Genomic DNA, 24,882 nt, shown 5'->3' with positions numbered 1-24,882 from the left:
ATTGAGGACGAGTCATAGCAGTTCAGAGATCGCGGTCCAGCGGCAACACCGCCCTAGACACGCCAGACCGCCTTTACGTCATAGCAGTTCAGAGATCGCGGTCCAGCGGCAACATGTCAATGACCGGGTCGCAACAGTGTCCAGTCATAGCAGTTCAGAGATCGCGGTCCAGCGGCAACTCACCGGCTTGCTGGCACGCTGGGCAAATGGTCATAGCAGTTCAGAGATCGCGGTCCAGCGGCAACAATGTCCGCGTCGACACGATCGAGGCGCGGGTCATAGCAGTTCAGAGATCGCGGTCCAGCGGCAACTGGCTGCACGCTTCCCTAAGGACTGGCGCGGTCATAGCAGTTCAGAGATCGCGGTCCAGCGGCAACTTCGACTGCAGCGCGTCGAGGCCGTCGAAAGTCATAGCAGTTCAGAGATCGCGGTCCAACAGCAGCGATGAATGGCGAGCCGTACGGTACCAATCATCATAATATTTCCAATGCCCCGGCCCGCCCTTACTCGTAATCCAGATCCTGATAACTATCGTCTGCAATGTCCGAAAAGCGGGTGATCTTTGCGTCGAATTTCATGCGGATGCGGCCTGTGGAGCCGTGACGCTGTTTGGCAACGATGACTTCGGCCAGACCGTAGATGCGCTCCATATTTTCCTTCCATGCGGCATAGGCGGCCTCATCGTCGGGCTTTGGTTCCTTGGCGGCTTCGTAATAATCCTCGCGGAACACGAACCACACCATGTCCGCGTCCTGTTCGATCGAGCCGGATTCACGAAGGTCGGACAGTTGCGGGCGCTTGTCTTCGCGCTGTTCCACGGCGCGGCTAAGCTGCGACAATGCCAGCACAGGCACATGCAGCTCCTTGGCCAGGGTCTTGAGACCACGGGAAATTTCCGAAATTTCGTTCACTCGATTGTCGTTGCCCCGACCGGTGCCCTGCAACAGCTGGAGATAGTCGACGACGATGAAGCCGATGTCATGCCGCCGCTTCAGGCGCCGCGCGCGGGTCCGCAACGCGGCGATGGTCAGGCCCGGCGTATCGTCGATGAACAGCGGCAGTTCCTGAAGATCGCGCGCCGCACGGGACAGGTTCTGGAAATCGGCGCGGCTGATCTTGCCCATGCGCAGCGCTTCGCCGCTGATGCCCGACTGTTCGGCCAGCACGCGGGTCGCCAGCTGATCCGCCGACATTTCCAGAGAGAAGAAGGCCGTCTTGGCCCCCATATTCTTTTCCGGCGGGATACCATCGCCATTGTCGCGCAGCCAGCGAGAGGCTGCGTTATAGGCGATGTTGGTCGCCAGCGACGTCTTGCCCATCCCCGGCCGTCCGGCCAGGATCATAAGGTCGGAATTATGCAGACCACCGATCTTTGCGTTCAGGCTGTTGATACCGGTGGTGATCCCGGACACATGCCCGCCGCTGTTGAGCGCGCGTTCCGCCACCTGCACCGCCATCGTGGACGCGGAAAGGAAGCTCTTGACCGAGCCTGTCTCCCCCTCGCCTTCGGACACTTTGTAGAGCGCAACCTCAGCCGCCTCTATCTGTTCGCGGGGGTTCACATCCTCGCTGGTGTCCATCGCATTTTCGACCAGTTCGCGGCCAACGCTGACCAGCTGACGCAGCAGCGCGAGATCGTAGATCTGGCTCGCGAAATCGCGCGCGCCGATCAGCGCCGCACCATTGCCGGTCAGCTGCGCCAGATAGGCCGCCCCGCCCAGTTCCTTGAGCGCGGGATCCTGTTCCAGCATGGGTTTGAGCGTCACTGGATTGGCGACCATATCCTTGTCCAGCAGGCGCATGATCGCGTCGTAGATGCGGCCATGGAGCGGCTCGAAATAATGTTCGGCCTTGAGCTTGAGCTGCACATCCTCCGCAATGCGATTGTCGATCATGATCGCGCCCAGCAACGCGGCCTCCGCTTCGACATTGCGCGGCAGTTCGGTTCCGCCCGTTTCGGCGGGATTGATTTTCAGCAGTTCGACCATCTGTCCTCTTTCCTCTCCCCGGACGCGCGGCGCAAGGGCCAGAACGGAAACCGTCACAAAGCATCTGTGGATAAGTCCCGCTTGCTTTTCGGCGCGCATGGCCGCACTGACTGTTGGCTTCATCATGGCCGATCCGCGCATCATAGACATCCAGCTGGACCAGCGCACGATCCTGTGGCGCAATGCCGACGTGGAGCAGGAACGGCGCATCGCCATTTTCGACCTGCTGGAAGATAATCATTTCGCGCCCCAGCGAACGCATGCCGATGGCTATGCCGGCCCGTACAAAGTCGTTTTGCGGGTCGAGGACGGACGACTGGCGATCGAAATCAACCGGCAGGACGACAGTCCGCTGGAGGCAATCATATTGGGGCTTGGCCGCTTTCGTCGGCCGATCCGCGAATATTTCGCCATTTGCGACAGCTATTATCAGGCTATCAGCAACGCGTCGCCGCAGCAGATCGAAACGGTCGACATGGCACGCCGCGCCATTCACAACGATGCGGCAGAGGTGCTGAAGGAACGGCTGGAGGGCAAGATCGACGTCGATTTCGATACGGCGCGCCGCCTGTTCACGCTTATCTGCGTGCTGCATATCAAGGGGTAGGGCAATCAGGGTTGTGACTTTGGGGGGATTGCTGGTCCGCATCGGGGCGGGACTGGCGGTGATCGCAGCGCTGGCACTGGCGCTGTGGATCTATGCGCGCGGCTGGGCGCCGGGTCGCGACCAATATCCCATTCAGGGCTTGACGATCAGCGCCGACAACGGCCCTGTCGACTGGGGAACGCTGGCGGCGCAGGGAGCTGACCTTGCCTATATCCGCGCGGCTGATGCAGCCGATCGCCGCGATCCTGCCTTTGCCGCCAACTGGCGTGGCGCGCGGGCGGCCGGCCTGCGCTATGGCGCGTTGCTGGAATTTTCCCCCTGCCGCCTTGCCAGCGATCAGGCGACGCAGTTCATGACCACGGTGCCGCGCGACAATGCGGCGCTGCCACCGGTCATCCGCCTTGCCTTCACGCCCGCCTGCACCGCGCGGCCGGGGCGCGACATGCTGCTGTCCGAACTCAATACGCTGGTCAATCTGGTGGAAAGCCATGCGGGCAAAACCGTGGTGCTGAACGTGACCGAGGATTTCGACAAAGCCTATGACATCGGATCGGGCATCAACCGCACACTGTGGCTGGACGGCAATTTCTTCCCGCCCGATTATGCCAGCCGGCCGTGGGTAATGTGGACAGCCAGCGATATGCGGCATATCGACGGCGTCGATGGTCCGGTACGATGGAATGTGGTGACGCCCTGATGCAGCAAGATGAACAGCGAATTGGACAGTTGATCGCGGCCGCGCGCGCAGCGATGGCCAATGCCCATGCGCCCTATAGCCGCTTCGCCGTGGGCGCGGCGGTACGGCTGACCGACGGCACGATCATCACCGGGACCAATTTCGAAAATGCGAGCTATGGCCTGTCCCTCTGTGCGGAGACGGTCGCGCTGGCGAGCGTCAATGCGCAAGGTCGTTTCGCTGACGTATCGGAAATCGCGGTCGTCGGCGGCGCGATGGACGCGACGGACGAAGCGCTGGTGACGCCCTGCGGCCGATGCCGCCAGATCATGAACGAAGCCGAACAGATGGCTGGCCGGACCCTGTCCATCTATTGCGCGACGCCCAGCGGCGATCGCATCCTCGACCTCAAGGTCGCAGACCTCCTCCCCCATGCCTTTGGTCCTGCTGACCTTGGCATCGGCCCCATGACGAAGAGCTGAAACGATATGGCCATTCTTTCCGACAAGTGGATCCGCGAACAGGCGCTGGACAACGGCATGATCGAACCGTTCGTGGAAAGCCAGCGGCGCGAAGGCTGCATCAGCTACGGCCTGTCATCCTATGGCTATGACGCGCGGGTCGCGGATGAATTCAAGATTTTCACCAATGTCGACAGCACCATCGTCGACCCCAAGGATTTCGATCCCAAAAATTTCGTGGATCGTCAGACCGATGTCTGCATCATCCCGCCCAACAGCTTCGCGCTGGCCCGGACGGTCGAATATTTCCGGGTGCCGCGCGATGTGCTGGTCATCTGCCTGGGCAAATCGACCTATGCGCGGTGCGGCATCATCGTGAACGTCACGCCGCTGGAACCGGGTTGGGAAGGGCATGTGACGCTGGAATTTACCAACACGACGCCCCTTCCCGCCAAATACTATGCCAATGAAGGCGCGTGCCAGTTCCTGTTCCTCAAGGGTAATGAGCCGTGCGAGGTCAGCTATGCCGATCGCGCGGGCAAATATATGGGGCAACAGGGCGTGACTTTGCCCCGCCTGTGATGCGACAGTCGGCGTCATGAAATTCTGGCGCAGGACATCGCGGGATGTGGCCCCGTCGCCGACCATCGGCGATGACCGGCGCGTTTACGCGATCGGCGACGTCCATGGTCGCGCCGACCTGCTCGACGCACTGCTCGCGATGATCGCACAGGATGATGGCGACCGGCATCGCAAGCCGATCAGCCTGATCCTGCTGGGCGACCTGATCGATCGGGGCGCGGATTCGCGCGCGGTTGTCGAACGCGCCATGGCGCTGTGCGCATCGGGCGGCCATGTCACATGCCTGAAGGGCAATCATGAGGAAGCCTTCGTCATGGCGGCGCAGGGCGATGTTCGCACCCTGCCCGTCTTTCGCCGGATGGAAGGCGATGCGACCCTTGCCAGCTATGGGCTGGACCCCGCCCTGTTCCGGGTCATGACCGATCAGGAAATCGCCGACTGGATGGTCGGCCATATTCCCCGATCCCATGTCGAATTTCTGGACCAGTTGCCCGACTATATCGTGATGGGCGATTATCTGTTCGTCCATGCCGGCATTCGCCCCAATGTCGCGATAGAGGATCAGCAGGGCGCCGACATGCGCTGGATCAGGCAGGAATTTCTGCGGCACAAAGGCGCGCATCCCAAGATGATCATTCACGGCCACAGCATCAGCCCCGAAGTGGATGAACAGGCCGGGCGGATCGGCATCGATACGGGCGCCTTCTTTTCCGGACGCCTTACCGCCATCGGACTGGAGGGCACGGAGCGCTGGATACTTCAGACCGGCGGCTGACGAGGCATGTCACATGGTTCGCCGTGGGCCGGTTTTTGCCTCCACCATGGCGGAATGAGGCAATTCGTCCGTTGAAAATGAAGGATCGGGCGGGGAACCCGGTTCGTCAGGGGAAGAGACGATGCCTATTCGCCATGCCGTGGCAAAAATCGCCATCGCCATATGGCTGTTATCGGCGGCCCATGCAGATGCCGCCCCGAATGGCGACGCTACCTTGTCCCAGCGGCATCGGTTCGACATTCATGTTCAACCGCTGAGCGGCGCCCTGCGCGAACTGTCCGCGCAGTCGGGCGTTCGCATCCTCTTCCCCTATGACGAGGTCGCATCGATCCGCAGCCGCCGGATACAGGGATGGCTGTCCACGCAGGATGCGCTGAGCCGGCTTCTAGCGGGCACCCATCTGACCGCAACGCCCGCGGGCGAAGGCGTGATCGCCCTTGCCTCCCCCGCAAGTCGCAGCACCGCACGCCGCACCCTGCTCAACCTGCAATATGCGCAGGCCAGCCTGCCCGGCGGCAACCCGCCCCTGACACTGACGCCCAATCCCGAACCGGTGGAAGAGGCGACGCCGATCATCGTCACCGGCACCCGCACGACCAACCGGACGGTAGCCGAAAGCCTGGCCCCCATCGATGTGCTGGGCGAAAAGGATATGGAGGCGAGCGGCAAGCAGTCGGTGCGCGATCTGCTCGGCACGCTGGTCCCATCGATCAACGTGTCGAACAATGGCGCGGGCGCCAGCTGGGCGGTGCGGACACTGTCGCTGCGCGGGCTTGGCGGCGATCAGCTGCTTGTGCTGGTGAACGGAAAGCGTCGCCACAACAGCGCGACATTATTCATCAACGGTTCCGTCCAGAACGGCCAGTCCCCGCCCGATCTGGATCTGATCCCCGGCAACGCCATCCAGCGGATCGAAGTGCTGCGCGACGGTGCGTCCGCCCAATATGGGTCGGATGCGATTGCAGGCGTGGTCAACATCATCCTGAAGACCGATAAATCGGGCGGCGCCGCGCTGACGCTGGGCAGCACCGCCGACAATGGCGGATGGCAGGGCCGGTGGCAGGCGGATAAGGGATTTTCCGTCAGGCATGACGGCGGCTACATCCACCTGTCCGCCGATGCGGTGCTTCAGGATGATACGATCACCCAAAGCTCCCCGATCGCGGGAAATTTCTACCCGACCGTGGGCGGCGTCGCCGATCCGCGCAATGCCAGCGTCGATCGGCACCGTGCGCGTTATGGCCAGCCGCGCGTCATTGGCGGCAATGTCGGTTATGATGCGATGCTGCCCGTCGGGACCGGTCTGGAAGCCTATAGTTTCGGCACCTTTTCGAAACGCCATGCGGCCGGATGGCTGACATATCGCCTGCCATCGGCAGCGAACAATATCTATGTCCTCTATCCGGAGGGTTACATCCCCCGCATCCACGTCCACGATCGGGATTATCAGGCCGTGCTGGGGCTGCGCGGGACATTGGGAAACGCCGTCGGCCTCGACCTGTCGAGCAGCTATGCACAGGATCGGGTCGGCTATGCGCAGACCACCACGCTCAATCCCTCGCTGGGGCCTGGCAGTCCGACCAACATCTATCTGGGCACCATCCGTTTTGACGAATGGGTGACGAACCTCGATCTCCGCAGGGAATTTGCCGTCGGGCTTTCCAGATCGATCACCCTTGCGGTCGGTGCGGAATATCGGCGGGACAGGTTTCAGATACGCCCCGGCGATCCAGCATCATACATCAACGGCGGCTACCGCTTTCCCGCTGGCCATCATCTGGCAGGACAATTGGCCGCCGGTATCGGGTCTCAGGGGGTCAGCGGTTTCCCACCTTCCGGATCGGGCGCATGGCATCGCGATAACTGGAGCGCCTATGCCAATGTGGAAGGGGCGATCACCGAAGGGGTGGAATGGGGCCTGGCGGGCAGGCATGAAGATTATTCCGATTTCGGCACCACCAACACCGGAAAGGCATCGATCCGCGTCGAACCGGTTCGCGGCATAGCGCTGCGCGGTACCGCCAGCACGGGATTTCGGGCACCCACATTACAACAACAACATTATGCGTCGGCCAGCACCATCGGCGTCGTGATCAACGGCGAAAATGTGCTGCGCCCGGTTCAGGCTCTGCCGGTGGACAGCCCCGCCGCCAGAGCGCTGGGCGCGATGCCGTTGCGGCCGGAAAAATCGACCAGCTATTCCGCCGGCATCGTGCTGATCCCGGCGCCGAACGCCAGCCTGACCATGGACGCCTATCAGATCAGGGTCAGGGACCGCATATTGCTGAGCGAGACGTTGCAGGGTGCAGCGGTGGTCGACATCCTGCGCGCCAACGGCATTCAGGACGTCTATGGCGCGCTCATCTTCTCCAATGCGGCCGACACCCGCACGCGCGGACTGGACATCGTCGGCACATATCGCGCTGCGTTGGGCGCCATGGGCAGCATGATGTTCAGCCTGTCGGCCAATTTCAACCGGACGAAATTCACACATATCGACGGGCCACCGACCGGTGGACCGGGCATCGCCTTCATCGGTCGGGCAAGACAGGGTGACCTGTCGGAAGGAACACCGCACGACAAGTTCATCGCCAATATTTCGTGGGAAACGCGCCGTTCCACCGTGAACCTGCGCGCGACCCGATATGGCAAAATCCATGCACGGGCGGCGGCGCTCAGCAACGTCACCGCCGACTGGGTCGCCTGCACCCGCACCGGCCCCGCCGACACAGGCTGCACCCCGCAATATGTCGACAATCTCGTCGCGCCCAAGGTCATCATCGATCTGGAGGCCGGGTATAAACTGACGAAAGGCGTCAAACTGTCCGTGGGCGCCAACAATCTTTTCAACATCTACCCATCGAAGCTGAAGCCCGCCACGCAGGTAAGCGGCAACCTCTATAACGCCTACGCCCCCTACGGCATCAGCGGAGGATTTTATTACGCCCGGCTCAATCTGGACTTTTGACCTGTCCGGTACGGTCCTGCGACCCGGCCCCATCATCCAGCCCCGCGAGCTGATCGCCTTTGATCATGGACATAATGTCAAGCCACGTCTAACGCTGTTGCGAGCTATTATCATTTAGGCCTGTAGGACGCACCGGCATATGCCGCCGTCCGCTACGGGCTGTGCACGCATATCATGACGGACCGTTACATGACTTCCCGGGCATCCCCCGCTTCTTACCACAGACTGGCGGTCGCCAGTCGCGCATTGGCGGCCATACCCATCAACTATGCGCTGACATCGATCGCCACGGCCCTGCTGGCGCGCCACCTTCCGATGGCACCCGCCGAAGCGACGGTGACCGCAACGCTGACCTCTTTTCTCATCTTCGCGCTGATCGCGATGGCAATATTTCATGCCCAGTCCACCATGCGCGTCTGGGCTTGGATGATCGGCGGTACCACCATTCTGGGCGGCTTGCTGGCCCTGTCGATCTCTATGGGAGGTCGGCTGTGAAGGACGGATTTCGTCAGTCCATGGCCTGGCTCCACACCTGGACCGGGCTATTGCTGGGATGGCTGCTGTTCGCGATGTTCGTGACCGGCACGGCGGCCTATTTTCAGGAGGAAATCAGCCGCTGGATGAAGCCCGAAGTCACCGCCGCCACGGATCGCATGGCAGCAACGCAGGCGGCGGTCGGTTATCTGAACCGGGTCCAGCCAGACGCCGAAAGCTGGTTCATCACTCCGCCATCCGCGCGCAGCCCCACGGCCGAAACCTTCTGGCAACCGCGCAAGGCGGAAGGCGAACAGCCACGGAAAAGGCGCAAGCGCAGCGAAACCAGCGCAACGCTGGACGGTCAGGGGCAACCGGTCACCGCGCGCGACACGCGGGGCGGCTTCTTTTTGTACCGCTTCCATTTCGACCTGCATTATATGCCGGTTCTGTGGGCGCGCTATCTGGTCGGCGTGGCGGCGATGTTCATGCTGATCGCGATCTTTTCCGGCATCGTGACGCACAAGAAGATTTTCGCCGACTTCTTCATGCTGCGATTCGGCAAGGGGCAGCGCAGCTGGCTGGACGCGCATAATGTGACCGCGGTCTTTGCCCTGCCCTTCTACCTGATGATTACCTATACCGGGCTGGTGACGCTGGCGGTGCAGTATATGCCATGGGGCATTGCCGCCAGTTACAAGTCTGCCGATACTTTCTTCGAACAGGTTTTTCCCGGTGAAAGGGAGGCGGAACGTTCGGGCGCCGCCGCGCCGCTGTTGCCCGTTGCCCCGATGATGGCCGTGGCCAGCCAGCGCTGGAACGGCGCGGAAGTGGGCTATCTGCGCGTCGCGATGCCCGGTGATCGCAACGCCACCGTCACCCTGACCCGCGCATCCAGCGGCGCCATCGGATCGCGCGGCGAAAGCCTCGTCTTTTCCGGCGCCACCGGCAAATTGCTGGACGAAAGCGCCCCTGCGGGTGGCGCGATGCAGACGCAAAGCGTGATGATCGGCGTGCACGCGGGTCGGTTCGCCGGATGGGGCCTGCGCTGGCTTTATTTCCTGTCGGGCATCGGTGGCACCATCATGGTGGGCAGCGGCCTGATCCTGTGGACGGTAAAGCGCCGGGCAAAGCTGCCCGATCCCGCGCGCCCGCATCTGGGATTCCGCATCGTCAGCCGCATGAACATCGCCGCCATCGCGGGATTACCCGCCGGCATCGCCGTCTATTTCCTTGCCAACCGCCTGCTGCCCTTCGGGATGGAGGAACGCGCGGAATGGGAAATCCACAGCCTGTTCATCATGTGGGCGGCGACGCTGGTCTGGGCGATAGCGCGCCCTGAAAAACGTGCATGGGTGGAAAGCCTGTCCATCGCCGCCGGGCTGTTCGCGGTCGTCCCGGCCATCAATGCGCTGACGGTGCCCCGCAACGGCATCACCGGCCTGCTGACGGGCGATTGGCTGTTCGTCGCCTTCGACATCGCAATGCTGATGCTGGCCGCCGGTTTCGGCTTTGCCGCGCGCAAGGCAGCCAGCGCCAGCACCGCAAAACCACCCCGCCGCGCCCGCGCGGTCAAGGAAGGACTGGCCACCGCATGACGCATATTCTTTCCGTCGCGCTCTGCATCGCCGGTTTTGCCTGCCTGTGCGCCGCCATGACCCGGCATCAGCCCGATTTCATCGGTTGCAAGCTGGATGCACGGACCAGCAGAATGATACGCCGTGTGGGTGCGGCCATTTCGCTGTCGGCTCTGGCGATCAACATGATCGGCCTTGGCGCGGGCTATGGCGCCATCGCCTGGTGCGGGCATCTGACGCTGGGCGCGGCGCTGGTGCTGTTTTGCCTCAACCGCCTGATCGCGCGTCAGCCCGCCAAGGCGAAGTCCGCGCCGCGCAAAGGCTGAATATCGAAGAACCGGGACAGAGGATCGCTCGCCTGCCCCGGTTCAGCGCCACCCCCCGGCCTGCGCGGTCTTTTCCCCGGCGGCATCCACCGGCGAACCCGCGATCAGCGCGTCCACGGTCGCCATCGTGCGCATGTCCGCCGACGACGCCTGCCTGTAATCGCTTGCCTGACCAGCGCCCGGCAGCGCCTGCTGCACCTGCCATATCGACCCTTCGCGGCACGCCACGCCTGCAACCATGCCGTCGAAGCTGCGGCACCAGCCACCGCCCTTGCGCTGGAAGGTCATGCCGATGCGGATCGCCGCATCGCCCTGTGTCGATGCCAATTGCGTTTCCAGCGCGGCGGCAAGCGGCCCCTGTGCCACCATGACGCCATGATCCATCCCGATCGGGCCAGCCTGCCCCCCCGTCATGCGCCCGACGCCCAGCCCCATCACCAGCGCGGCGGCAATCGCGCCGCCCATCGCCCATCCCGTCCACCGCCGCCGCGCAGGCGGCCGGATCGGCACCACCACGGCGCTTTCCCCGATCAGGCTACGTAGCCGTTCGGGCACGGGTTCCTGCGCCACCGGGGCATAATGGCCCGCCAGCTTATCCCTCAACCGCCGGTGCCGCGCCAACCGTTCCGCCAGCGCAGGATCGGCCGCAACGGCGCGCTCCACGCGGCGGCGGTTCACTTCGTCCAGTTCGCCGTCGACCAGCGCGATCAGCATGGCTTCGTCAATGTCGGTCATGCTGCCTCTCCCATCAGCTCAAGTAACGCGCCGCGCCCACGCACCAGCCGCGACGTCAATGTGCCCATTGGAATGCCCAGCACCGCCGCGGCTTCCTTGTAGGACAGCCCTTCCACCAGAACGAGCGAAATGGCTTCCCGCTGGTCATCCGGCAATGCCTGCATTGCCCGGTCGACGTCGGACAGCATCATATGCGCCTCCACATCACGGTCGCCCGCATGGCCGACATGGGTGCCAGCCTCTTCGGGGGCGAATGTCCTTGCGGCGCGTTGTCGGGCGCGGGCCTCGTCGATCCACAGATTGCGCATGATCCGGTACATCCAGCTGTCCAGACGGGTTCCCGGTTGCCATTGATCGCGCGATTTCAGGCCCCGTTCCAGCGCCGCCTGGCACAGATCGTCCCCATCGGCGCGGTCCCGCGACAGGCTGGCGGCAAAACGCCGCAACCGGGGCAGGATAGCCAGCAGATCGCGTTCGAACGACATCGGATCTCCGTCTCTTGTTCGGGGATGAAACGTGCCAGCCCGCACGTTTCATCCCTGACGACTGATGACGAACGGGCATTTTTTCGCAATGAATGATTTTGCACATGAAAGGATCGAAGAGGCCGACATGACCCTGACCCGCCCCTGGATGATTGCGGGACTGATCCTGATCACCCCCGCATTGCCCCTGTCCGGCGCGCAGGCGCAGTTGCTGCCGGGCGGCGCCGGTCTCAATGGCGGCGGACTGGGACCGGTCGGTCGGGTCGTGCCCGATACTCTGGGCAAGGTAGGCGATGTCGTCGATGCGACCGGGCTGGACCGGATCAGTCCGTCGCGACTGGCCGATCGACTGACGGCCGCGCGCACCGGCCGGATCACCGACCTGCTGCGGCGCCATGGCGACCGGATCGAACTGGACGAACGAAACCAACCGGCACGGCGCGGCGTCATATTGCTGACCGGCGCGGATGATGCCGCCCTCTCTGCGTTGCGTGCGGCGGGCTATGGCGTGGAACATGAAACGATCGAGGGGATCGATCTGTCCATCGCCCGGCTGACCCCACCGACCAGCCGCAGCCTGCCCCGCGCGCTGCGCGAAGTGCGCAAGATCGCGCCAAAGGCGGAGGCGAGCGCGGACAATCTCTATTTCCCCAGCGGGCAGGCGCTTACAATCAGCGCCGCAGCGCTGGCCGGCGGCGGAAAGGTGGAGGGGCGGATCGCCGGGCTGATCGACGGTGGGGTCGCGCGACACCCCGCGCTGGGCGGCGCGATAGAACAGCGGGGCTTTGCTCAGGGCGCGCCCCGGGCCAGCGCCCATGGCACGGCGGTCGCCTCGCTCATCAGCGGTAATGGCAGCGTAAAGGGCGCCGCCCCCGGCGTGCCGTTGCTGGTGGCCGACGTCTATGGTGATGATCCGGCGGGCGGCGGCGCCTTTGCCATCGTGCGCGCGCTGGGATGGATGGCCGCGCGGGGCGTGCGGGTCGTGACGGTCAGTCTGGTCGGGCCTGCCAATCCTTTACTGGACGGCGCGATCCGGCTGGCGCGGGACAGGGGCGTGACGGTGGTCGCCGCGGTCGGCAATGATGGCCCCGCCGCCCCGCCCGCCTACCCCGCCTCATACCCGGCCGTCGTCGCCGTCACCGGGATCGACGGGCGTGGTCGCCTCCTCCTGGAAGCCGGACGCGCGCTGCATGTGGATTTCGCTGCGCCGGGCGCGGACATGCAGGCTGCCGACGACAATGGCGGCAAGGTCGCCGTACGCGGCACCAGCTTTGCCGCGCCTCTGGTCGCCGGACGACTGCTGGCGCGCGGATCGATCGCTGCGTTGCGCGACGAAGCGACGCCGCCGCGCAAGGGGCAACCGCCGACAATCTGTGCCGCATGCAGAAATAATGATTAGATAACATCATCTTATAAATTATTATGGCCCTCAGGGATGAAAGCCCACTTCACTCCCGTTCTCCTGACATCGCATTGAAGGCAATGAAGGAGACATGCCATGAAAACCCATTTCCTGATCGCGGCAGCATGCCTGACCGCCCTGACGACCGCCCCTGCTTCGGCCCAGCTTCTGGGTGGCGGTGGCCTTGGCGGCGGCGGACTGGGTGGTGGCCTGGGCGGCGCGCTGGGTGGTCCCGGTGGCGGCGGACTGGGTGGATCGCTGGGCGGCACGCTCGGCGGCTCGGGCGGCCTTGGGCGTAACGTCGACCTCGACAATGGTCGCGTCGGCGCCAGCGGCTCCGGACGTGGCCGCGCAGACGGTCATGCCAGCGGATCGATGAGCCGCAAGGGCAAGACCCGCGAAGGCAACGCGTCGGGATCGGCTGGCGGATCGGCCGACGGCAGTCTGGCCGTCGATATGCTGGGCGCCAGCGACGCCCGCAATGCCGCTGGTGCGGTTCGGGATCGCGCGACCGACACGGCAGGCGCAGCGCGGGATCGCGCAAAAGCCACCGCCGGTGCGGCGCGGGATCGGGCCGCCACCACTGTGGGGAACGCCCGCGACCGGGCTGGAACGACGGTAGCCAACACCCGCGATCGGGCTGAAACGGCCGTCGGCAACACCCGCGACCGGGCCGCCATGGCCGCAGGCAATGCCCCCGACCGCGCCTCCACGGTTGCAAATGGCGCCGGTTCGGCGGCTGGCAACGCAGCAGGTCGTGCGGGCAGCGTGATCGACAATGCCGCATCGATCGACGCCAGCGGCCAGATTTCGGGTGACGCATCGGGTCAGGCTTCCACCAGCCGGACGACCCCCGCCAGCGAAAGCAGCACCCCTACCGATCAGACGGCTGAATGACCCCCAACCGGATATGGATCGCATACAGACCCCGTTGATCGTTCCATATCCGGCCGTCTGACGAACGGACCGACAGCCACCCCGGCCGTCGGTCCGTTCATTATTCTGGATCATGTTCTGAATGTACCGCCTCTGGCGATACCGCCATCTGCTCCCAGATGACTGCGAGATGCCCTAACGCACGTTCAACCCCAATTCGCCCAGCAATTGCCCTGCCTGTTCACGCGATATGGTCGCACCCCGGAACATCCCCGCATGCACCAGCCGCAACCCGCCCAGATCGGCCCCGCGCAGATCCGCTCCGTCGAACCGGCAACCGTCCAGCGTGGCATCGCGCAGGCTGCATCCATCGAAAAATGTGCCGCGAAAATCGCATTTCGCCAGATCGGCCTGACTGAAATCCACCGCCGTCAGATGCTGTTTGCGAAAGGAAAAGCCAGGAAGGCGCGCGTCGACCAGCAGCGTTTCGGCAAACTCCACATCCAGCGCGCTTGCGTCGCTCAGGTCCGCGCCGGTCAGCTTGCATCGTTCGAATTTCGCCCCGAACAGCTTCGCACGCCGCAGCACCGCATTGTTGAGGTCGCAGGCAACGAAGCGCGCCTCCCGCACATCCGCGCCGGTCATCTGCACGAACCCGCCCCGGCAGGATTGCCACGACGTCCCCTCCAGCTTCACCCCCGACAGGTCGGTGCGCCGCATCTGGCAACGTTCGAAAATCCATCGTGACAGGTCCAGCCCCGACAGGTCCGCCTCTTCCAGATCGCAATCGACCAGATGCGCGGCCATTCCCCCGGTCAGCGCCGCGATGTCGGCGCGGCCCAATATCCTGTCTTTGATGGCGCGGTCGGCGAACAGATCATCCATATTCCATCCCTAGCGCCCATCGACCCGGCGATCCAGGTGAAGACAGGCACAGAAAAAAGGCCGATGCCCCCCCGGACATCGGCCTTTCACCCGATCGACCCCAAAGTCGGTATCAGGCGACCTTCGCCTGTTCTTCCATGATTTCGTCGGGATCGCGCAGCACATAGCCACGGCCCCAGACCGTTTCGATGTAATTTTCGCCACCGCAGGCAAGCGCCAGCTTCTTGCGCAGCTTGCAGATGAAGACGTCGATAATCTTGAGTTCCGGTTCGTCCATCCCGCCATAAAGATGGTTCAGGAACATTTCCTTGGTCAGCGTCGTGCCCTTGCGCAGCGACAGCAGTTCCAGCATCGCATATTCCTTGCCGGTCAGATGTACGCGATTGCCGTCCACCTCCACGGTCTTGGCATCCAGATTGACCGACAGCTTGCCCGTGCGGATGACCGACTGCGAATGCCCCTTCGACCGGCGGACGACGGCATGGATGCGCGCGATCAGCTCTTCGCGATGGAAAGGCTTGGTCACATAATCGTCGGCGCCGAAGCCAAAGGAACGCACCTTGCTGTCCATTTCGGAAATGCCCGACAGGATCAGCACCGGCGTCTGCACCTTGGCGGCGCGCAGCTTCTTCAGCACGTCATAACCGTGCATGTCGGGCAGGTTCAGGTCCAGGCAGATGATGTCATAATCATACAGCTTGCCCAAATCCAGGCCTTCCTCGCCCAGATCCGTGGTGTAGACGTTGAAGCCTTCGGTCGTGAGCATAAGCTCGATCGCCTTGGCGGTGGTCGGTTCGTCCTCGATCAGCAGCACGCGCATGTGAAGCCCCTTGTATCTCACCTAACGGTGTATCGCAGTTCCGTTCACCCACCAGAACGGCTTCCGCTTCAATTCATTAACCAAAAAACTTCTGAAGGACAAAGGTTAATTTTTCGCTAACCGGCAGGAATCCACGAGTCGTGGCAAAATGAATCTATTTACAAAGGGTTGAAGCTGCAACAATCCACCTAGAGTCAAGGTAGATTCACCTTCGAAACAAGGGTGAACGGCCGTTGTAAACCTCATCGTACTGGTAAGGATGCTGAAAAAAATCTTACCAGCGGCGCAAAGCGGGTTAACAGCCGTGATGCTTCGCCAGATAGTCCAGTAACGCATCGACCCGCGCCGGACGCAGACGTGAAGGCGGCGTCACCAGATGCAGTCCCAGAGGCGCGGGCCGCCATTCCATCAATATCTCCTCGACATCACCTTTGGCCAATGCGTCGCCGATGATGAAGTCGGGCAGGCGGGCGATGCCGATCCCCGTGCGCAGCGCAGGCAGCATCGCTTCCCCGCTGTTTACGGTCAGGCGGCTGCGCACCTGCACCACGACATTCTGCTGCCCCGGCCCGGAAAAGCGCCAGACGTCGGGACTGGAGGCGTTGGAGTAACAAAGGCAGTCATGGGTGCCGAGATCGGCGGGATGTTGCGGCCGCCCCCGTTCGTCCAGATAGCCCGGCGACGCGACGGTATAGAGGGTAACATCCGCCAGCCGCCGCGCGCGCAGCGAGCTGTCGGGCATGTCGGCCACGCGGATGGTCGCATCCAGCCCCATTTCGACGATGTCGATATGCGCGTCCGACAGATGCAGGTCGACATCGACCATCGGATGTTCCCGCGCGAACTGTGCGATCAGCGGCGCGACCCTCAGCAACCCGAACGTCATCGGCGCGCCCAGCCGGACCACACCCGAAAGTTCCGCCGTTTCATCGCGCGCCGCTTCTTCGGCCGCCTGCCCTTCGACCAATATGCGTTGGGCATGGTCAGCCAACCGCTTCCCGCTTTCGGTCAGCGCCAGACGGCGGCTGGTCCGGTTGAACAGGCTGGTGTCCAGATGTTCTTCCAGCCGGGTCACGGCCTTCGACACCGTCGCCTTGGACACGCTCAGCGCCTTGGCCGCATCGGTGAAGCTGCGATGCTCCACGACGGCCGCAAACATCGCCCATGCTTCAAAATCAGGTAGTCGCATCGGGAAACAATCCGTTTCAAAGCTGCCAGTTTATGAAACGACCCTGATCGCTAGATTGGTGGAAAGCAAGCGGAAGCATCAGCCTTCCGCGGCAAATGGCACAATCGCACCTTCGGGTTCGAACAACCAGAGGCACATATATGACCACGACCATCGCGAGCCGCATAGAGCGCCGCCCGTTCGCGTCGCTTGGCCATGCCGACCATGGCTGGCTGAATGCGCGCCACCATTTTTCCTTCGCCGATTATTATGACGACCACCGGATGCACTGGGGTGCCATCCGGGTGTGGAATGACGATGAAATCGGCCCACGCTCCGGCTTCCCGCCGCACCCGCATGCCGACATGGAAATCATCACCTATGTCCGCACCGGCGCGATCACGCATCAGGACAGTCTGGGCAACAAAGGCCGGACCGAAGCCGGCGACGTTCAGGTGATGTCGGCGGGCACCGGCATCCGTCACGCCGAATATAATCTGGAAGACGAAACCACCACCCTGTTCCAGATCTGGATCATGCCGCGCGTCCGTGGTGGCCAGCCAAGCTGGGGCACCAAACCGTTTCCAAAGGGCAATCGTTCGGGCAAGCTGGCCGTGCTTGCCAGCGGTTATGACGACGACCGCGAAGCGCTGCGCATCCGGGCCGACGCCCGGTTACTGGGCGGCACGATCAAGGCGGGCGAAAGCGTGACCTACACCAGCGCCGAAGGGCGTCACATCTATCTGGTCCCGGCGACGGGACGGGTGGAAATTGACGGTCAAGCCTTCGAAGCGCGCGATGGCGCGGCGATCGTCGTCGGCGGCCCGATCACCATAAAGGCGATCGAGGATGCCGAAATCGTCCTGGTGGACAGTATCTGATCTTCCCTCGGTCCGTCTTCCCCTCCCCCTCGGACGGACCAGGCCGCCTGCATCTATACTTTCATATGCAGGCGGCCACCCCTTTTTACCTGTAAAGACCACATCGTTCAGACAAGGAGACGCATCATGGCTAAGGTTCTGGTTCTCTATTATTCCTCTTATGGTCATATCGAAACCATGGCCAAGGCCATTGCGGAAGGCGCAGCATCGGCCGGCGCAACCGTCGACATCAAGCGCGTGCCGGAAACCGCCCCGCTGGAAGTCGCCCAGAACGCCCATTTCAAGCTGGATCAGGAAGCCCCCGTCGCGACCGTCGCCGAACTGGCCGATTATGACGCGATCGTCGTGGGCACCGGCACCCGCTTTGGTCGGATGTCCAGCCAGATGGCTTCCTTCCTCGATCAGGCGGGCGGCCTGTGGATGCGCGGCGCGCTGAACGGCAAGGTCGGCGGCGCCTTCACCTCCACCGCATCACAGCATGGCGGGCAGGAAACCACACTCTTTTCGATCATTACCAACCTGCTGCATTTCGGCATGACCATCGTCGGCCTCGACTATGGCTTTGCGGGCCAGATGGGCGTGGACAAGGTGCGCGGCGGCGCGCCCTATGGCGCGACCACGCTGGCCGACAGCGATGGCAGCCGCCAGCCGAGCGAAGAAGAACTGGACGGCGCGCGCTATCAGGGCCGCCGCATCGCGGAAACCGCGATCAAGCTGCACGGTTGATCGCAACCCGCGCCGTCTAACAGGCGCGGCATGGAACCGGCCCCGCGTCGCATCGGGGCATGGCAACGTCCGTAGGGGGCTGGCGCATCGGGACTATGCGCCAGCCCCTTTTCGTTCGGCCGGACGGCATTGCCCCGGCTTCCTCCTACTGCTTGGGGATCGGCTGAGGCCGCCCGCCGTTGCAATATTTTCCGGCTCTTGAAACCGTCAAAGCCCCAACCATATCAATGCTGTCCGGTCGCCACATGGGACCGGACGGCTTACCGTCGAACGCCTGTCATGGGTTCGGCACGATCATTTTGCTCTTTAGGAGATTATGACAATGCGTGGTTTCGACCTGACCCCCTATCGCCGCTCCACCGTCGGCTTCGATCGGTTGTTCGACCTGATCGAAAATAACGCCCGAATGGCGCAGGGCGACAATTACCCCCCCTTCAACATCGAACGCCTGTCGGAAGATCGCTATCGCGTGACGCTGGCCGTCGCGGGTTTTCGCGCCGATGAAATCGACATCACCGCGCAGCAGAGCCTGCTACAGGTCGTCGGCCGCAAAGACGAAGCGTCTGCCGCGGATCGCTCGAAATTCCTTCATGTCGGCATCGCCAACCGCAGTTTCGAACGGCGGTTCGAACTGGCCGATTTCGTGCGCGTCGAAAAGGCCGATCTGGCCGATGGCCTGCTGACCATCGAACTGATCCGCGAAGTGCCCGAAGCGATGAAGCCCAAGAAGATCGCCGTCAACGGCGGCCAGCTGGTCGACATCGGCGGCAAGGATCGCGACGCCGCCTGATCATCTGACATCAGGACAAAAAATGAAGGGCGCAGCCGAGGAGGCCGCGCCCTTTTTCATGCCCTGTCCGGAAACGATAGCGCGCCATCGTTCTACTCTGAACGGTGTGAACTTCCAGACATGAAAATCAGATTTCGACCTGACTGCCCAGTTCGACGACGCGATTGGTGGGCAGACGGAAAAATTCCATCGCGCTTTCCGCATTGCGCAACATCCAAGCGAAAATCTTTTCCCGCCACAGCGGCATGCCGGGCTTTGCGGACGGCAACAACGTCTGTCGGGCAAGGAAGAAGCTGGTATCCATCATCTTGAACGCCTGCCCGCAACCAGTCACGTTTTTCAGCGCGGCGGGAACGTCCGGTTCCTGCATGAAACCATATTGCAGGACGAGACGGAAAAAGCCCCGGCCCAGATCCTCCAGCTTGCACCGTCCGTCATCCTCCACGAACGGCACATTCTTGATCTTCACCGTCAGCAGGATCACCCGTTCATGCAGCACCTTGTTATGCTTCAGATTGTGAAGCAGCGCATGGGGCACGCCATCGGGCGTGGACGTCATGAAAACCGCGGTGCCGGATACGCGCACGGCGCTGTTGGCCGCTGACGCGACGAACACCGGGATGGGCATCGCCGCTTCGCGCAGCCTGTCCTGCACCAGCCGGCGCCCGCGCGACCATGTCGTCAGCAAGGTGAAGACGACGAAGCCGATCAGCAGCGGGAACCAGCCACCGTCGGGCACCTTCGTCAGATTGGCCGCCAGATAGGCGCCATCGACCAGATAGAATATCGCCAGCAACGGCGCGGCATAATACCATTTCCAGTTCCAGAGCCGATAGAGCACCACCGTCAACAAAACATTGTCGATGAACATCGCGCCAGTCACCGCAATGCCATAGGCGGCGGTCAGGTTCGACGATGTCTGGAACACAAGCACCAGCAGGATGACCATCACCATCAACCCCCAGTTGATCAGGGGGATATAGATCTGTCCAGCCGTCGAAGCGCTGGTATGTTCGATCCGCAGGCGGGGCATGAAACCCAGCTGGATCGCCTGCTGCGTGACCGAAAAGGCGCCGGAAATCACGGCCTGCGACGCGATGATGGCGGCCAGCGTGGCCAGCACAACCAGCGGCAACTGCCCCCATTGCGGCGCGAGATTGTAGAAGGGACTTTGCAGCGCCGCAGCGCCTTCGCGAAACAGTAGCGCGCCCTGTCCCATATAGTTCAGCATCAGGGCGGGCAGCACGAAAGCGAGCCAGGACACACGGATCGGATTGCGGCCAAAATGCCCCATATCGGCATAAAGCGCCTCCGCCCCGGTCACCGCCAGCACGACCGACCCGAGCGCAAGGAAGGCCGGAAGCGGATCGGTCACGAAGAACATCACCGCCCAATAAGGATTGAAGGCAAAGAGAATGCCCGGCGTCTTCATGATCGACACAATGCCGAGCGCCGCGATCGTGATGAAGTAAGTGAGCATGATCGGCCCGAAAAAGGCCGCCACGCGATTGGTGCCCAGCCCCTGTATCCAGAACAGGCCCAGCAGAATGATGATCGCCGCAGGCAGGATGACCGGCGCCAGATCGGGGTTGTAGACGGTCAGCCCCTCCACCGCGGACAGTACCGATACCGCCGGGGTGATCATCGAATCGCCGTAGAACAGAGCGGTGGCGAACACCCCCAGCAGGACGATGCCGCGCGACCAGCGCTGCGTCTTCGTCTGACCGTTGATCAGCGCCAGCAGGGCCAGGCTGCCGCCTTCCCCCTTATTGTCGGCGCGCATGATGATGCTGACATATTTCAGCGTCACCACCAGCATCATGGACCAGAACATCAGGCTGATGACGCCCAATATATGGTCCGGGTCCAGCGTCAGCGTATGATGACCGTGGAAGGTTTCGCGGAAGGCATAGAGCGGGCTGGTGCCGATATCGCCAAAGACGATACCGATCGCACCGACCACCAGCTTCAACGTTGCCTTCTGCCGTGCATGTCCATGACCGCCCTGATCATCCTCGTCGGAGGCCGGAGCGGTGTTGGGAAGAAGATCAGCCATGAAGGATCATGCTCGTTTCGACACCTGATCGGGGGCGATGGCGGAATTGCCCGCTTGCCTCCCGTAATTGGCCGCGCCCTACCATGCCTCCGGGGACCACGCAATGTGCGCGCTGCGCTGCATCATTGTCCGTCCGGCGCACCCTGTTTCATGATGGCGTCGATACGCGCGATATTGGCTTCCAGTTCCGCTTTCACTTCGCTGCCCCGTGGTGCGCTCGCGGCGAGCGGTTCCCATAAGTCGCGTGCGGCCTGCAATCGTCCGCCGCGAGCCAGCGCCAGGCCGTAAAAATAGCGCGGCGCGGGGCCTTGCGGATCGAGCGCCATGGACCGGCGATAGGCAAAATCCGCGCCGGGCGACACGATCCCATCGGCATGGGCGACGAGGGCGTTGCCAAGGCCCAGCCACAGATTGGCGTCATCCGGCGTCGCGCGAAGACCCGACAGCAGCACATTGGCCGATTCCTTCGTCATGCCTCGACGGCCATAGGAATCCGATATGACCAGCCATTGCGCCGCCTTGCCATAGCGTTCCGCAAGGCCACGGCGTTGTTCCGCCAGCTTTTCGTCGAACTTTTCGCCCGTTGCTTTCCTGGCCATCCGCGGCATACCCGTCAGCCCCGGATGCCCCTGCCAGGCATAGCCCGCCAGCCCCAGCAACAGCGCAGCGGCGCCGATTTCCCGTGTGGAACGCGGAATACGGCCGACAAACAGCATCGCCAGAAAAGCGGCGATCGCCAGCCCGAATGCAATCAGCCAGCCCGTCATGCCTTGCCTTTCCGCCTGATACGCCCACGCAGCAAAAACAGGCCAAGCGCCAGCAATATCAAGGGCGCAGCCCAGAGCGGCCACAGGATCGGCGCCGCCGTCGGTTCATAACTGACCCAGTCGCCATAGCGGGATATGAGCCAGCTGCGGATCGCTTCGGGTTGCTCCCCGGCCATGATCCGCTCGCGAATTTCCGACCGCATATCTCCAGCCATGCTGGCGTTCGAGTCTGCGATGGACTGGCTCTGGCAGGTGAGGCAGCGAATGGTTTCCATCAATGCCTTCGCCTTTCGCTCCAGCGCGGGATCGGCGATCTGGCGGTCGGCATAGGGTGCTGGTGGCAAGGCGGTTTGCGCGGTGGCCGGGACCGCCATCAACGCGACCAGGAGCGCAAGGAAAAGTTTCATCGCGCGTCCTTCAGCCGGTCGAGGATCATCGGCACGTCATCGGCGCGAATGTCGCCGATATGCTGATAGGCGATGCGCCCCTTACCATCGATCACGAATGTTTCGGGTACGCCGGAAGACCCCAGAGCCATTTGCACCGCGCTGCGCGCGTCGAGGCCGATACGGTTGTAGGGATTGCCGTAACGGCCAAGGAAGCGATCGACATCGGGGCGTGCATCCCGAATGGCGATGGCGTCGATGACCACCCCCGCCCGTTTCAGCGCCATGAGTTGCGGCGCTTCGGCGGCGCAGGGTACGCACCAGCTGGCGAAGATGTTGAGCAGGCGCGGTTTGCCGTCGGCGAAGCCTGCGCTGGCCAATGGCGGGCGGTCGCTGGCCGCCGCTGGCAGATCGAATGTCGGCAAGGGCTGTCCCACGAGGCGCGAGTGAATGACGCGGTCGTCGGGCTTGAACAGGCCGCCCGCGAACAGGCCGACAAATGCCATGAACAGGATGAGCGGCAGCCAGATCAGCAGTTTTTTCATGCTTCGGCCATCCTTGCCCGCCATTTCATCAGCCAGCCGCGCCGTTCCCGCCCGACAAGCGCCAGCGCGCCGCCCAGCGCGATCATGATGCCGCCCAGCCAGATCAGCGTGACGAAGGGTTTCCACCATATCCGCAGCTGCCAGCGACCATCCTCCACCTCTTCGCCCAACACGACATAAAGCTGGCCGTCCCATCGGGTCAGTAAAGCGGCTTCGCTGGTGGTGGTCGGCGGTGAGGCAAAGAAGCGGGACTGGGGCCGGATGACGACTGACGATCCGCCCCGCTGCGCGTCCATCTCCGCCTGCAACGCAGTCCAGTTGTCGCCTGCCAGCGGCGCGATCTGGCGAAAATGCAGGGTCCAGCCAGCGGTCCGGATGGTGTCGCCGGGGCGTGCGGCGACCAGCTTCTCCACAGTGAAAGCGGAATCGCAGGCCATTCCACCCAGGCTGACGGCGCAACCCAGATGCGCGACGACCATGCCATAAGTGAACAATGGAGTACGCAGCAGCTTGCGTTTCCAGAGCGGCGCCAGACTGGCGATACCAACCGAAACCGCGACGACGAGGCCGAAAAACGGCAGGATGCCAACGCGTCCCCACAGAAAAAGAGACAGCGAAATGGACAATAGCAAGGCTATGGCAAATGGCACCAGCAAACGTTTTCCAACGGCCACGCCCCGATCACGGCGCCACCGCGTCACCGGCCCTGCGGCCATCGCCACCATCAGCGCCAGCGCGATCGGCCCGGCGATCCGGTCGAAATAGGGTGCGCCCACGGACACTTTATGACCGAAGGCTTCGGTCATCAGCGGATAAAGCGTACCGATCAGGACAAGGCCCAGAATGACGGTCAGCAGCAGATTGTTGACCACCAACATGGTTTCGCGGCTGACCAGTTCGAACGGCGCGCCTTCGCGGACGGAGCCGATGCGCCACCCGAAGAGGGCGAGCGCTCCGCCGATATAAATGGCCAGCAAGGCAAGGATGAAGCTGCCCCGTTCCGGATCGACGGCGAATGCATGCACGCTGGTCAGGATGCCGGATCGGACCAGGAATGTGCCGACCATGGACATGGAAAAGGCGACCACGGCCAGCATGATCGTCCACGCCCGCAACGCGTCGCGCGTCGCCAGCACGGTGACGCTGTGCAGCAGGGCCGTCGCCGCCAGCCATGGCATGAGCGAGGCGTTTTCAACCGGGTCCCAGAACCACCAGCCGCCCCAGCCCAGTTCATAATAGGCCCAATAGCTGCCCGCCGTGATGCCCAGCGTCAGCAAGACCCAGGCGGCAAGAACCCATGGCCGCATGGCGCGGGCAAAGGCCGCATCGACCTGCCGCGTCAGCAGCGCGCCAACGGCGAAGGAAAAGGCGACGGACAGGCCGACATAGCCAAGATATAATGTGGGCGGATGGAAAGCGAGGCCCGGATCTTGCAGCAGAGGGTTCAGCCCCTGCCCATCGGCAGGCGCCGGATCGATCCGGGCGAAGGGGTTGGAGGAGAACAGCAGAAAGGCATAAAAGCCGAGAGAAATGGCCGCCTGCCCGCCCAGCGTCGCCATATGCGTATCCCGGCGCAGGGCGCGCTCAAACAACGCGACCGCCGCCCCCGCCACGCCCATGACGGTGACCCATAAAAGCATGGAGCCTTCATGATTGCCCCATGTCCCGGCAAATTTATAGAGCCATGGCTTCATCGAATGGCTGTTGGTGGCGACCAGACGGACGGTCATGTCCGACCGCCTGAACTGGGTGATGAGCAGCGCGAAGGCCAATGCCGTCAACACACCCTGCGCCACGGCGGCCGGGCGGACCGCGTCTAGCAATTCCGGCTTCCCCCCTTTCAGCCCTCCCAGAGCCAAGACGAGTTGCAGCAGCGCCAGCGCCGCGGCGAGCCAAAGGGCGGCAAGTCCGGCTTCAGCAATCATG

The 24,882-nt window shown here is 62.9% G+C and carries 25 protein-coding genes and 1 CRISPR repeat array; of the genes, 14 read left to right on the top strand and 11 right to left on the bottom strand.

Features of this window, described 5'->3' with window-relative positions:
- Window positions 1-11: 11 nt before the first annotated feature.
- Window positions 12-443: direct repeats of the CRISPR family, unit length 36 nt; unit sequence GTCATAGCAGTTCAGAGATCGCGGTCCAGCGGCAAC.
- 60 nt (window positions 444-503) lie between these two features.
- Complete coding sequence (locus tag ACOJSJ_RS09380; protein ID WP_420144718.1) at window positions 504-1,988, bottom strand: replicative DNA helicase; 1,485 nt, start codon at window positions 1,986-1,988, stop codon at window positions 504-506.
- A gap of 124 nt (window positions 1,989-2,112) precedes the next feature.
- Between ACOJSJ_RS09380 and ACOJSJ_RS09375 the strand changes: the two genes are divergently transcribed.
- The 9 genes from ACOJSJ_RS09375 (at window position 2,113) to ACOJSJ_RS09335 (ending at window position 10,434) form a co-directional block, all read left to right on the top strand.
- Window positions 2,113-2,595 carry a UPF0262 family protein gene (locus tag ACOJSJ_RS09375; protein WP_420144719.1) on the top strand — a complete coding sequence of 161 codons (483 nt, stop codon included), beginning with the start codon at window positions 2,113-2,115 and terminating at the stop codon, window positions 2,593-2,595.
- Window positions 2,596-2,608: 13 nt separating this feature from the next.
- Complete coding sequence (locus ACOJSJ_RS09370; RefSeq protein WP_420144717.1) at window positions 2,609-3,292, top strand: GH25 family lysozyme; 684 nt, start codon at window positions 2,609-2,611, stop codon at window positions 3,290-3,292.
- The gene (gene cdd / locus ACOJSJ_RS09365; RefSeq protein WP_420144716.1) at window positions 3,292-3,753 is read left to right on the top strand and encodes a cytidine deaminase; all 462 of its coding nucleotides are present in this window, start codon (window positions 3,292-3,294) and stop codon (window positions 3,751-3,753) included. The genes ACOJSJ_RS09370 and cdd overlap by 1 nt, the downstream gene beginning before the upstream one ends.
- A gap of 6 nt (window positions 3,754-3,759) precedes the next feature.
- The gene (dcd, locus tag ACOJSJ_RS09360; RefSeq protein ID WP_420144715.1) at window positions 3,760-4,314 is read left to right on the top strand and encodes a dCTP deaminase; all 555 of its coding nucleotides are present in this window, start codon (window positions 3,760-3,762) and stop codon (window positions 4,312-4,314) included.
- A gap of 16 nt (window positions 4,315-4,330) precedes the next feature.
- Window positions 4,331-5,089, top strand: a complete 759-nt coding sequence (locus ACOJSJ_RS09355; protein WP_420144714.1) for a metallophosphoesterase family protein — start codon at window positions 4,331-4,333, stop codon at window positions 5,087-5,089.
- A 121-nt stretch (window positions 5,090-5,210) separates the two neighbouring features.
- Window positions 5,211-8,057 (top strand): TonB-dependent receptor domain-containing protein, encoded by a 2,847-nt coding sequence (locus ACOJSJ_RS09350; RefSeq protein WP_420144713.1) that lies wholly within the window; start codon window positions 5,211-5,213, stop codon window positions 8,055-8,057.
- 174 nt (window positions 8,058-8,231) lie between these two features.
- Complete coding sequence (locus ACOJSJ_RS09345; RefSeq protein WP_420144712.1) at window positions 8,232-8,552, top strand: hypothetical protein; 321 nt, start codon at window positions 8,232-8,234, stop codon at window positions 8,550-8,552.
- The gene (locus ACOJSJ_RS09340) at window positions 8,549-10,129 is read left to right on the top strand and encodes a PepSY-associated TM helix domain-containing protein (protein WP_420144711.1); all 1,581 of its coding nucleotides are present in this window, start codon (window positions 8,549-8,551) and stop codon (window positions 10,127-10,129) included. Before ACOJSJ_RS09345 ends, ACOJSJ_RS09340 begins: the two co-directional genes overlap by 4 nt.
- Entirely contained in the window at window positions 10,126-10,434 is a 309-nt protein-coding gene (locus tag ACOJSJ_RS09335; protein WP_420144710.1) for a DUF3325 domain-containing protein, read from the top strand. Before ACOJSJ_RS09340 ends, ACOJSJ_RS09335 begins: the two co-directional genes overlap by 4 nt.
- Window positions 10,435-10,476: 42 nt before the next feature.
- On the opposite strand, the gene ACOJSJ_RS09330 is transcribed toward ACOJSJ_RS09335, so the two are convergent.
- Window positions 10,477-11,169, bottom strand: coding sequence for an anti-sigma factor family protein (locus ACOJSJ_RS09330; RefSeq protein ID WP_420144709.1), 693 nt, complete (start codon window positions 11,167-11,169; stop codon window positions 10,477-10,479).
- Window positions 11,166-11,654, bottom strand: a complete 489-nt coding sequence (locus tag ACOJSJ_RS09325) for an RNA polymerase sigma factor (RefSeq protein WP_420144708.1) — start codon at window positions 11,652-11,654, stop codon at window positions 11,166-11,168. The genes ACOJSJ_RS09330 and ACOJSJ_RS09325 overlap by 4 nt, the downstream gene beginning before the upstream one ends.
- 88 nt (window positions 11,655-11,742) lie before the next feature.
- On the opposite strand from ACOJSJ_RS09325, the gene ACOJSJ_RS09320 reads away from it, so the two are divergent.
- Together ACOJSJ_RS09320 and ACOJSJ_RS09315 are read left to right on the top strand one after the other, a co-directional pair.
- Window positions 11,743-13,053, top strand: a complete 1,311-nt coding sequence (locus tag ACOJSJ_RS09320; RefSeq protein ID WP_420144707.1) for a S8 family serine peptidase — start codon at window positions 11,743-11,745, stop codon at window positions 13,051-13,053.
- Between the two features lie 99 nt (window positions 13,054-13,152).
- Window positions 13,153-13,953, top strand: coding sequence for a hypothetical protein (locus tag ACOJSJ_RS09315; protein WP_420144706.1), 801 nt, complete (start codon window positions 13,153-13,155; stop codon window positions 13,951-13,953).
- Window positions 13,954-14,127: 174 nt separating this feature from the next.
- On the opposite strand, the gene ACOJSJ_RS09310 is transcribed toward ACOJSJ_RS09315, so the two are convergent.
- The 3 genes from ACOJSJ_RS09310 to ACOJSJ_RS09300 form a co-directional block, all read right to left on the bottom strand.
- Window positions 14,128-14,817: a pentapeptide repeat-containing protein gene (locus ACOJSJ_RS09310; RefSeq protein WP_420144705.1), complete on the bottom strand. Its 690-nt coding sequence runs from the start codon at window positions 14,815-14,817 to the stop codon at window positions 14,128-14,130.
- Window positions 14,818-14,929: 112 nt separating this feature from the next.
- Window positions 14,930-15,637 (bottom strand): response regulator transcription factor CtrA, encoded by a 708-nt coding sequence (gene ctrA, locus ACOJSJ_RS09305; protein ID WP_420144704.1) that lies wholly within the window; start codon window positions 15,635-15,637, stop codon window positions 14,930-14,932.
- Window positions 15,638-15,932: 295 nt separating this feature from the next.
- The gene (locus tag ACOJSJ_RS09300) at window positions 15,933-16,826 is read right to left on the bottom strand and encodes a LysR substrate-binding domain-containing protein (RefSeq protein WP_420144703.1); all 894 of its coding nucleotides are present in this window, start codon (window positions 16,824-16,826) and stop codon (window positions 15,933-15,935) included.
- A gap of 140 nt (window positions 16,827-16,966) precedes the next feature.
- Here ACOJSJ_RS09300 and ACOJSJ_RS09295 point away from each other — a divergent pair, with 140 nt between their 5' ends.
- The 3 genes from ACOJSJ_RS09295 (at window position 16,967) to ACOJSJ_RS09285 (ending at window position 19,202) form a co-directional block, all read left to right on the top strand.
- The gene (locus ACOJSJ_RS09295; RefSeq protein WP_420144702.1) at window positions 16,967-17,686 is read left to right on the top strand and encodes a pirin family protein; all 720 of its coding nucleotides are present in this window, start codon (window positions 16,967-16,969) and stop codon (window positions 17,684-17,686) included.
- A gap of 126 nt (window positions 17,687-17,812) precedes the next feature.
- On the top strand, window positions 17,813-18,412 hold the full coding sequence (wrbA, locus tag ACOJSJ_RS09290; protein ID WP_420144701.1) for an NAD(P)H:quinone oxidoreductase: 600 nt from the start codon (window positions 17,813-17,815) through the stop codon (window positions 18,410-18,412).
- Window positions 18,413-18,734: 322 nt separating this feature from the next.
- On the top strand, window positions 18,735-19,202 hold the full coding sequence (locus ACOJSJ_RS09285; protein ID WP_420144700.1) for an Hsp20 family protein: 468 nt from the start codon (window positions 18,735-18,737) through the stop codon (window positions 19,200-19,202).
- A 127-nt stretch (window positions 19,203-19,329) separates the two neighbouring features.
- Here ACOJSJ_RS09285 and ACOJSJ_RS09280 read toward each other — a convergent pair whose 3' ends face one another.
- From ACOJSJ_RS09280 to ACOJSJ_RS09260, 5 genes are all read right to left on the bottom strand, one after another.
- Window positions 19,330-21,258 (bottom strand): potassium transporter Kup, encoded by a 1,929-nt coding sequence (locus ACOJSJ_RS09280; protein ID WP_420144699.1) that lies wholly within the window; start codon window positions 21,256-21,258, stop codon window positions 19,330-19,332.
- 122 nt (window positions 21,259-21,380) lie between these two features.
- Window positions 21,381-22,025 (bottom strand): tetratricopeptide repeat protein, encoded by a 645-nt coding sequence (locus ACOJSJ_RS09275; protein WP_420144698.1) that lies wholly within the window; start codon window positions 22,023-22,025, stop codon window positions 21,381-21,383.
- Window positions 22,022-22,432, bottom strand: coding sequence for a cytochrome c-type biogenesis protein (locus ACOJSJ_RS09270; protein WP_420144697.1), 411 nt, complete (start codon window positions 22,430-22,432; stop codon window positions 22,022-22,024). The genes ACOJSJ_RS09275 and ACOJSJ_RS09270 overlap by 4 nt, the downstream gene beginning before the upstream one ends.
- A complete protein-coding gene (locus ACOJSJ_RS09265; protein WP_420144696.1) occupies window positions 22,429-22,956 on the bottom strand; it encodes a redoxin family protein in 528 nt (175 codons plus the stop codon). Before ACOJSJ_RS09265 ends, ACOJSJ_RS09270 begins: the two co-directional genes overlap by 4 nt.
- Window positions 22,953-24,881: a heme lyase CcmF/NrfE family subunit gene (locus tag ACOJSJ_RS09260; protein ID WP_420144695.1), complete on the bottom strand. Its 1,929-nt coding sequence runs from the start codon at window positions 24,879-24,881 to the stop codon at window positions 22,953-22,955. Before ACOJSJ_RS09260 ends, ACOJSJ_RS09265 begins: the two co-directional genes overlap by 4 nt.
- Window position 24,882: the final 1 nt, after the last annotated feature.

Source organism: Sphingobium sp., assembly GCF_048594625.1.
Classification (GTDB): Bacteria; Pseudomonadota; Alphaproteobacteria; order Sphingomonadales; family Sphingomonadaceae; genus Sphingobium.
Note: the sequence above shows the minus strand (reverse complement) of the source record. Positions and strands in the feature narration are given on the sequence as shown.